The sequence below is a fragment of the Pseudomonas meliae genome (genome assembly GCF_001400515.1).
Classification (GTDB): domain Bacteria; phylum Pseudomonadota; class Gammaproteobacteria; order Pseudomonadales; family Pseudomonadaceae; genus Aquipseudomonas; species Aquipseudomonas amygdali.
The window spans coordinates 1-8,907 of the sequence record NZ_LJQT01000325.1 but is presented as its reverse complement, the minus strand read 5'-3'; the positions used below and the strand labels follow the sequence as shown (position 1 = coordinate 8,907).

General features: G+C 57.4%; 8 protein-coding genes. 3 read left to right on the top strand and 5 right to left on the bottom strand.

Annotation, left to right across the window (positions count from 1 at the left end; genetic code table 11):
• Positions 1 to 341 precede the first annotated feature (341 nt).
• Both ALO64_RS15080 and ALO64_RS15075 read right to left on the bottom strand, forming a co-directional pair.
• Positions 342 to 1,115 (bottom strand): FKBP-type peptidyl-prolyl cis-trans isomerase, encoded by a 774-nt coding sequence (locus ALO64_RS15080; protein ID WP_044345297.1) that lies wholly within the window; start codon positions 1,113 to 1,115, stop codon positions 342 to 344.
• A 206-nt stretch (positions 1,116 to 1,321) separates the two neighbouring features.
• Positions 1,322 to 2,731, bottom strand: a complete 1,410-nt coding sequence (locus ALO64_RS15075) for a DUF4329 domain-containing protein (RefSeq protein WP_005782785.1) — start codon at positions 2,729 to 2,731, stop codon at positions 1,322 to 1,324.
• 246 nt (positions 2,732 to 2,977) lie between these two features.
• On the opposite strand from ALO64_RS15075, the gene ALO64_RS15070 reads away from it, so the two are divergent.
• Positions 2,978 to 3,502, top strand: coding sequence for a cupin domain-containing protein (locus ALO64_RS15070; protein ID WP_044345296.1), 525 nt, complete (start codon positions 2,978 to 2,980; stop codon positions 3,500 to 3,502).
• 10 nt (positions 3,503 to 3,512) lie between these two features.
• On the opposite strand, the gene ALO64_RS15065 is transcribed toward ALO64_RS15070, so the two are convergent.
• A complete protein-coding gene (locus ALO64_RS15065; protein ID WP_044345295.1) occupies positions 3,513 to 4,433 on the bottom strand; it encodes a LysR family transcriptional regulator in 921 nt (306 codons plus the stop codon).
• Positions 4,434 to 4,567: 134 nt separating this feature from the next.
• On the opposite strand from ALO64_RS15065, the gene ALO64_RS15060 reads away from it, so the two are divergent.
• On the top strand, positions 4,568 to 5,623 hold the full coding sequence (locus tag ALO64_RS15060; RefSeq protein WP_044345293.1) for a tartrate dehydrogenase: 1,056 nt from the start codon (positions 4,568 to 4,570) through the stop codon (positions 5,621 to 5,623).
• A 105-nt stretch (positions 5,624 to 5,728) separates the two neighbouring features.
• On the top strand, positions 5,729 to 7,072 hold the full coding sequence (locus tag ALO64_RS15055; RefSeq protein ID WP_002552630.1) for a dicarboxylate/amino acid:cation symporter: 1,344 nt from the start codon (positions 5,729 to 5,731) through the stop codon (positions 7,070 to 7,072).
• 1 nt (position 7,073) lies between these two features.
• Here the strand turns inward: ALO64_RS15055 and ALO64_RS15050 are convergent, their stop codons facing one another.
• Positions 7,074 to 7,451, bottom strand: coding sequence for a VOC family protein (locus ALO64_RS15050; protein WP_002552629.1), 378 nt, complete (start codon positions 7,449 to 7,451; stop codon positions 7,074 to 7,076).
• 55 nt (positions 7,452 to 7,506) lie between these two features.
• Positions 7,507 to 8,697, bottom strand: a complete 1,191-nt coding sequence (locus ALO64_RS15045; protein WP_044345292.1) for a CaiB/BaiF CoA transferase family protein — start codon at positions 8,695 to 8,697, stop codon at positions 7,507 to 7,509.
• Positions 8,698 to 8,907: the final 210 nt, after the last annotated feature.

Below are 8,907 nucleotides of genomic sequence, written 5' to 3'. Positions count from 1 at the left end.
AACCCGGGGCGGTTCAAACCTGCCTGGCCGGTACCACAAGGTTATCCACAATAATTGTGGATAACCTTGTGAACAGTGGCTTTTTTCATGCCTGAACTCCCCGTTATCGGGGGACCACAGTCAAATCGGGCGTTTTTTACTCACAAAAAAGCTACAAAGGTGTGAAACCGCCCCCTCGCTCAAGCGAGTGCCGTTACCTTGCCGGACTGTCGGACAATGCTACTGCGCGCTTCCATGATAGTGGGACTGCCCGAATGGCCAAGCGTTCGGGAAATAAGCCGGACACAAAAACGCCCTGTCGAGAANNTGAGACAGGGCGTTTTCTGTAGCCAGGTAGTGCGTTACTTCTTGGCCGGAGCCGAAGCGGCAGGAGCTGCCTCTTCTTCTTCGTCAACATCAGCACCAGCTGTCGGAGCAGCTGCCGGGTCTTTGATGCCAAGCAACTCAAGGTCAAAGACCAGTACCGAATTTGCCGGGATCGCCGGGCTCGGGCTCTGCGCGCCGTAAGCCAGATCACTAGGGATGAAGAGTTTGATCTTCTCGCCTACGTGCATCAGTTGCAGACCTTCGACCCAACCCGGGATAACGCCGCCTACAGGCAGGTCAATCGGGCTGCCGCGTTCAACGGAACTGTCGAAGACCTTGCCGTCAATCAGTTTGCCTTCGTAGTGAACAGTCACAACATCGGTAGGCTTAGGCTGAGCGCCATCCGCTTTCTTGATGATTTGATACTGCAAGCCGGAAGCAGTGGTGACCACGCCATCCTTTTTGCCGTTCTCTTCGAGGAATTTCTTGCCAGCGGCCGAAGCCTCTTCGCTCATCTTGGCCAGACGCTCCTCGGAGCGCTTCTGCAGGGCCGAGAAGGCTTCAACCAGCTCTTCGTCTTTGAGTTTCTGATCTTTCTTGCCGACTGCGTCTTCGATACCCAAGGCCACAGCCTTGGAATCCAGATCATCCATACCTTCCTGAGCCAGGCTTTTGCCCATGTTCAGACCGATGCCATAAGACGCTTTTTGTGCCGGAGTTTTCAGCTCTACGGTGCTGGCTTGCTTGTCACAACCTGCGAGTACCAGACCGACCAGGGCAATCGCCGCTGCCAACCGATGCTGTTTCATGCTAATTCCTTGTTCATGCGCCAAAAGGGCAAACGAGTAAAGCCGCGAGCTTATCAGGCCGCCGCGATCAATGGCTACCGGCATGAGAGGGAGAAAACGCCGATAAGTTCAGGTATCCAAAGGTTTTCCCGGCGCGGCACTGGATTGTTCAGTTGCAGTTCAGTTTGTGATTCGCATGGGAAACACGCGGGTTTGCAGCGAAGGGCTCATGACACGGGGCTGACCACCCCGGCATGAGGCCAGCGCTTACTGGTCTGCAGCACGCGCAGGTGCCCGGCTCGTGCCACTGCGCGAACAAAGTCCTGCACATTGATCGTACCTGCGGCGAGTTGCGCCTGGATGGACTCAGCCCCCGAGTACACGCGCGATACGCTTCGTAAAAGCCGAAGCTCCTCGTCGGACCGGCTGGGTGTGTACGCGAGCAGCGCACCATCGGCTGCCGAGAAATAAACTGCCGACATCTCGAAGCCGTAACGAATTGGCGAGCCTTTGGGTCGCTGTGCAGGCTTGTAACGATAACTGAACATGCGATGCAGATCGTCCGGGTCAAAGAAATCACTCACTACTTCACGCCCGCCCTCAGCTACGAGGTTGGCAGATGAAAAATACATGCCGTCAACACGATAGCCATCAGGTAATGCAGGCCGGTAGTAAGCATCGGGGTGAAACGCCGAACAGGGTGCGTAGACCGGAGCGCCATCTTCAAGGATCGGCTCGGCGATCAGGTAAGCGCGCGTTACCGGGTTGAACAGTAGGAAACCGATGATCTGCGAATGAATGCGAGTACCGATCCGGCCGTGCGCGTAACGTGCAGCTTCATCAGCACGGGTAAACGGCACGCTGAGGCTCAGAGGCCTGGGTGGCCATTGCACGGCGCAGCTTGCAGGCGATGTCACAGGAGGCGTGCGAGTGGCGGCATCGTCCGGATAAGGGCGCCAGTCTGTAGACACTTTCCCGACCCGTCCCCACAGACGACTGGGCACTATCACTTCCAGATCCCCGGCACCTGCCAGCAACCGGACCACATCACTGGGCAGCATGGTGAGGTTCTGCAGCGCCTTGTGGATCTGACTGAGTTCACTCAGGTGCGGCATGCCTGGCGGTCCGGCTACGCGCGCGAACAGCGTGTCTTCGGCGGCAGAACGGGACAGCGTGTATTTGATCAAGGAGCCGTCAGGTCCGGAAAGATAAGTCGCCGGACAAACCTCCTGGTCATCGATCGCTGCATAGATGTCGCCCGCTGAAAAACTGTTCGGGTAAGTAACCTTTTCACGCTCCGGCCATTCTTCAAGCCCGGCCTGAAGTGACGGGTGAGAATGGTAAATCGCATAGTCGTCATACCCTTGCGGGTAGAGCACATACCCCTCCTCATCGTTGCGCGGAAAGACTTCGTTGGGGTCAAAGCTGAACCGGCTGCCGTTCATGGGTTCGGTCGCAACGTACTTGCCATCCTTGCGAACCAGAATAAAGCCGCCGTATTCACGGTCACGCCGATTGCCGATCCGCTCATGGGCATAGCGCGCCGCATCATCAGGATGATCGAAAGGCACGCTAAACGCTGGCATGCCGGGATGATGGTCAACGGACCGTTTTTCAATTCTTTTTCTGGGGTGCATCCGAGGCTCCTTGAAAGCCTGACTGATTGAGTCATTAGCGTAAGGAAACTCAGGGTGGCGGGTGACATAGATGAATATGACAACAGGTAGACGCCGCAGCACCCGGCAACATGAAACTAAAGATAATTTTTAACCGTTAACGGATGTGGTTCGATCCGCTGCGTGGGCAAATCTGCCCAGCCCCTGTTTCGATCACCACGACTGGCGATCAGGGCTTATGCAGTTTGTCGTGCTCAGGAACGTTTTATGCAATCGAACAATCGTTTTCGCCTGATGCGCTCGACGGCTTGCCAGTTGGCAGGCCTTGCAGCCATCACCGCAGCAGTCATGTTACCGGTCAGCTCAGCCTACGCGACCAAGAAGCCACCTATTCCTATTGTTGTAACCGAGGGCATCAAGGCATACAGGCTGTGCACAGGCCCCGACAATCTGTCACACGTCATCGAAGGCTCGATTGATCAAAAGGCAATGACCTATGTCAACGCCCTGCACTTCAAGGAAACCCCGGCGCACTCGCAATATGACTGGCACGCCGCACCGGAAGAGCAATACGTGATCACCCTTTCAGGCACGCTCGAATTTTCCACCACGGGTGGAGAGAATTTCGTACTGCGCCCAGGGGAAATATTATTGGCACAGGACACCACCGGCCCTGGCCATCGCTGGAAACTGATAGACGACCAGCCGTGGCGACGCGCTTACGTCATTACCAAACCAGGCGACAAGGCTGCATTCGTACCAAAGGACGGAGCTGCTTCGAAGGGCTGCTGACGTCCAGAGCTCAATGCGGGTCTTGCAGCGGGACAACCTGATCCAGACTGGCAAAACGCTCCACCAGAAAATCGATCAGACAACGCACCCTGGCGGACAAATGCAACTGCTGCGGATAGACCGCGTAGACGTCCGCCCGAGTGGGTGTCTGGTCTTCAAGCACCAGACGCAGACGGCCACTGCGCACGTACCGGGCAATGTCCCATTCGGCGCGCAGCAAAATGCCGAACCCTTCCAGCGCCCAGTTCAGCGCGACCTCACCGTCGTTGCAGCCCAATGCGCCATGTACCTTGACGTTCTGCGTACGCCCCCCGTTGCTGAAGCTCCACACCCTGTAGGGTGTTTCGTTCTGACGCAGAAAAATACAATTGTGGTGCTGCAGTTCCGCCAGACGTGTCGGCGTACCGTGCTTTTCCAGATACAGCGGTGATGCGCAGAGCAGACGCCGATTGGATGCGATCTTGCGCGCATGAAAGGCCGCGTCCGGAAGGCTGCCGAAACGAATGCCCAGATCAAAACCATGGGTGGCCAAATCCAGTGGATGGTCACTGATTTCCAGCTGGATCTGAACCTCGGGGTAACGGGCAAAAAAAGCCGCCAGTGCCGGGCCTATATGGCGGCGACCGAAACCCAGTGAAGCGTTGACCCTGATGAGCCCTTTGGGGCTGGCAGAACTGCTGGTGATCAACTGCTCGACTTCATCGATCTGGGTCAGAATCCGCGCCGCATGGCTGAAATACAACTCGCCCTCGGCAGTCAGACTCATGGACCGCGTGGTGCGATTCACCAGGCGTGTGCCGAGCCGCGCTTCCAGAAGGCTCAAGCGTTTGCTGATGGCAGGCGGCGTCACGCCCAGTTCGCGGGCTGTCGCGGCAAGACTGCCCTGCTGAGCCAACAGATGAAAAAACGACAGGTCCTGTGTCTGATTCATTGGTAACTCAAAGTTAATTATGTAGTGATTTCGAGTAACTCATACGTTCCGGTTCACTACATATACTCCTTCCACACCCTGTCGAACAGAGCGTTCGCAGGCACAACAAAAAGCACCGGACAGTGGAGTGGACCATGAGCAGTTACAACATTGCAGCAGTACCCGGCGACGGCATTGGCGTGGAAGTGATCGCCGCAGGTGTTGAAGTCCTGCAGGCGCTGTCGAAAAAATCCGGCTTCGACCTGACCTTCAAACACTTTGACTGGAATTCGGATAACTACCTGAAGAACGGCCACTACATTCCTGAAGGCGGTCTGGCCGAACTCAAGACATTCGATGCGATTTTCTTCGGCGCAGTGGGTGCCTTGAATGTACCCGACCATATTTCCCTGTGGGGTTTGCGCCTGCCGATCTGCCAGGGCTTTGACCAATACGCCAACGTACGTCCAGCGCGCGTTCTGCCTGGCGTAAAGAGCCCGCTGCACAACGGCCACGAGATCGACTGGGTCGTCGTTCGCGAAAACTCCGAGGGCGAGTACTCCGGCAATGGCGGGCGCGTGCATCGTGGTTTGCCAGAGGAAGTCGCAACCGAGGTTTCGGTGTTCACACGGGCCGGTGTAGAGCGCATTCATCGCTTCGCTTTCGAACTGGCGCGCACTCGCCCGCGCAAGCACCTGACCATGGTCACCAAGTCCAACGCGCAGCGCCATGGCATGGTGTTGTGGGACGAGATTTTCTACGAAGCGGCCAAGGACTTCCCGGACGTCAGGATCGACAAGGAGCTGGTGGATGCCGTGACCACGCGCATGGTGCTCAAGCCATCGTCGCTGGATGTCATCGTTGCCACCAACCTGCACGCCGACATCCTTTCCGATCTGGCTGCCGCCCTGTCCGGCAGCCTGGGCATCGCCCCTACCGCGAACCTCAACCCAGGCCGCAACTTCCCGTCGATGTTCGAACCGATTCACGGCTCGGCCTTCGATATCACCGGCAAAGGCGTCGCCAACCCGATTGCAACGCTCTGGACCGCTGCGATGATGCTTGAGCATCTGGGTGAATCGGCAGCGGCCAAGACCCTGATGTCGGCCATCGAGGCGGTCACCGAAAGCGGTCTGCATACCCCGGACCTCGGCGGCACGGCCACCACCAGGCAGGTCACCGACGCGGTACTGCAACTGATCAACCGCTGAGGCGCGTTCGCCAGATCATCGTCGTATCGCGGTACAACGCCACGGAGACCGGCCTGCCGAGTCTCCGGGCATTTCCTGACAACAATAAAAACTCAGGACCCGGTCATGAAAAGCATTCTAGGCAAACTGTACGTACAGGTTTTACTCGCGGTCATTCTAGGCGCCATCGTTGGCGTTGTGGCACCGGAAACCGGCGCAGCGCTCAAACCCATCGGCGATGCATTCATCAAGCTGATCAAGATGCTACTCGCACCAGTGATTTTCCTGACAGTGGTGTCCGGCATCGCGCGCATGGAAAACATGAAGGAGCTGGGCCGCGTCGGGTTTTGGGCACTGATCTATTTTGAAGTGGTGTCGACCCTGGCGCTGGTCATTGGTCTGGTCGTGGTGGATGTATTCAAACCCGGTGCCGGGATGAACATTGATGTGGCAACGCTGGACTCTTCCAGCCTGAGCACCTACACCAGCGCGGCGAAGCATTCGTCGTTCATGGACTTTTTGATGGGCATCATTCCCGACACCATCATCGACGCATTCGCCAAGGGCAATATTCTGCAAATCCTACTGTTCTCGATCCTGCTCGGGATCGCTCTGGCTCAGGTAGGTCCGCGCGCCAAACCTTTTGTCGATGCGCTGGACAGCCTGATGCAGGGCATGTTCAGAATCGTCAACATGGTCATGCGCCTGGCACCGCTCGGCGCATTCGGCGCAATTGCCTTCACCATAGGTAAATATGGTTTCGGTTCGCTGTTTTCTCTGGGCAAACTGATGGCCTGCGTCTACCTGACCTGCGCAGTGTTCGTGATCTTCGTACTCGGGCCGATATGCCGCTACAGCGGGTTCAGCCTCTGGAAATTTCTGCGTTTCATCAAGGAAGAACTGTTCACGGTGCTGGGCACCAGTTCATCTGAATCGGTGCTGCCACAGATGATCTCGAAAATGGAGAAAGCCGGCGTGTCAAAACCGGTTGCAGGAATGATCATTCCATCCGGCCTGACCTTCAACCCGGACGGACAGGCGATCTACTATACAATTGCCGCGATCTTCATCGCCCAGGCGACCAATACGCCACTGACCCTGGCCGACCAGTTGATCGTACTGGTGGTGCTGATGTTCACCTCCAAGGGGTCGGCGGGTGTCACGGGTTCAGGCTTCATCATTCTCGCCGCGACCCTCGCGTCACTTGGCACCATCCCTGTCGCGGGCATGGTGCTGTTACTGGGCGTGGACCGTTTCATGTCCGAAGCGCGGGCGATCACCAATACCATCGGCAACGGCGTCGGCACCATGGCCATCGCCAAATGGGTCGGCGCACTGGACAGCGAAAAGATGCACCGGGCGCTGAATGGCGAGGACGAGCCGAAACAACCCGAGCCTTTGCCCCTGCCGAAAACCGGTCAGGCCAGACCTGCCGCGATCACGGAAGGGATCAGTCCGTCGCCGACCTGAATCAGGCCAATTCGGAAATTTCGATCAGGTTCAGATCAGGATCGCGCACATACACAGAACGAATCGGCCCGGTGGCGCCGGTACGCTCCACCGGACCTTCAACGATAGGCCAGTCCTGCTCCTGCAGGTGTGCGATGACTTGAGCCAGCGGGATGCTGGCAATGAAACACAAGTCCAGCGCACCTGGCACAGGCAGATGGGCCTTGGGCTCGAACTCTTTACCACGCTCATGGACATTGATTTTCTGATTGCCGAAGCGAAACGCCAGTCGGCCCTGGCGAAAGCGCTCAGGGGCCATACCCATGACACGTACGTAAAAATCCTTGCAGGCGTCAACATCAGCAGTGGTCAATACAAGATGGTCCAGATGATCAATCACGGGATCAGCTCCGTTTGGAATAGAGTTCTGTTTACGGCAAAGGCCGCATTTCGGATCAAATGATGCCAAGCCGACGCCATTCGGCGCGAGTGGCTGCGTCTATACCATGTGCTTCGAGAACGGCGTCGGTGTGCTGACCCAGGGTCGGCGCGGGCGTTCTTACCTGGCCCGGCGTGCCTTGAAGTTTAGGCACAATCCCCGGGAGGGTAACGGGCGTGCCGTCATCCAGCGCGCTCTGCAACAACATGTCACGCGCCTGATAATGCGGGTCGCCGGCGATATCGGCAGCGTCGTAGATCTTGCCTGCCGGGATACGCGCCTCGTTGAGTGCAGCAAGAACTTCGTCCATCGAGCGCTCGGCGGTCCAGGTCGAAATGGCAGCATCAATGCGTGCCACATGCCTGACCCGCCCGTCGTTGTGCTCAAGCTCGGGGTCATTGGCCAGATCCATTCGACCGATTTTTTCCATCAACCGGCGGTAGATACTGTCGCCATTACCTGCGATCAGCGCGTACTTGCCATCATTGCAGCGGTAGGCGTTGGTCGGTGCAATGCCTGGCATGCTGCTGCCTGCTGGCTCACGGACAGTATTGAATACCGAATACTCGGGAATCAGGCTTTCCATCACGTTGAACACTGACTCGTACAACGCGACATCTATCTGCTGCCCATCACCGCCATTCTGTTCTCGGTGACGAAGCGCCAGCAGAATGCCGATCACGCCGTGCAACGCTGCAAGTGAATCGCCGATCGACACACCGACACGCACCGGCGTACGCCCTGGCTCGCCCGACAAATGACGCAAACCGCCCATCGCCTCGCCTATTACGCCAAAACCCGGCCTGTCACGGTACGGGCCGGTCTGCCCATAGCCGGAGAGGCGCAGCATGATCAGTTTCGGATTGAGGGCATGTATCTCTTCCCAACTGAGCCCCCAACCCTCAAGCGTACCGGGGCGGAAATTCTCCACCAGCACATCTGCATCACGGATCAGCTGGCGGGCCATCTCCTGCGCCTTTGGTTGACGCAGGTCGAGGGTCACCGACTGCTTGTTGCGCGACTGCACCGCCCACCATACGGAGGTGCCGTTGTGCAGCAAACGCCATTTGCGCAAAGGATCACCGGTCAGCGGCGGCTCGACCTTGATGACCTCGGCACCGAACTCGGCAAGGATCTTCGCCGCAAAAGGTCCGGCAATAAGCTGGCCCAGCTCCACCACCTTGATGCCCTGAAGAGGTAAGTTCATGACACGTCCGTTCTTGTTGGGAATGGATAGATGATCTGCGCAAATGCGGTGGATGGAAAGCCGGAGGTGTTTAACGAGGTTCTGCCCTCGAGAAAGCCCCGCACCCGGTGAGGCTCATTCAATCAGTTGCTGCACGCCAGCTGAAACCCCATGGAAGCGTCACCCGAGGCACCGTCCTTACCGACCATGAGACCTAAGAGGGTGTAGACA

Coding starts and splice junctions, on each gene's coding strand:
- ALO64_RS15055 (WP_002552630.1), top strand. CDS start 5,729: ATGAAAAGCATTCTAGGCAAACTGTACGTACAGGTTTTACTCGCGGTC.
- ALO64_RS15080 (WP_044345297.1), bottom strand. CDS start 1,115: ATGAAACAGCATCGGTTGGCAGCGGCGATTGCCCTGGTCGGTCTGGTA.
- ALO64_RS15045 (WP_044345292.1), bottom strand. CDS start 8,697: ATGAACTTACCTCTTCAGGGCATCAAGGTGGTGGAGCTGGGCCAGCTT.
- ALO64_RS15070 (WP_044345296.1), top strand. CDS start 2,978: ATGCAATCGAACAATCGTTTTCGCCTGATGCGCTCGACGGCTTGCCAG.
- ALO64_RS15060 (WP_044345293.1), top strand. CDS start 4,568: ATGAGCAGTTACAACATTGCAGCAGTACCCGGCGACGGCATTGGCGTG.
- ALO64_RS15065 (WP_044345295.1), bottom strand. CDS start 4,433: ATGAATCAGACACAGGACCTGTCGTTTTTTCATCTGTTGGCTCAGCAG.
- ALO64_RS15075 (WP_005782785.1), bottom strand. CDS start 2,731: ATGCACCCCAGAAAAAGAATTGAAAAACGGTCCGTTGACCATCATCCC.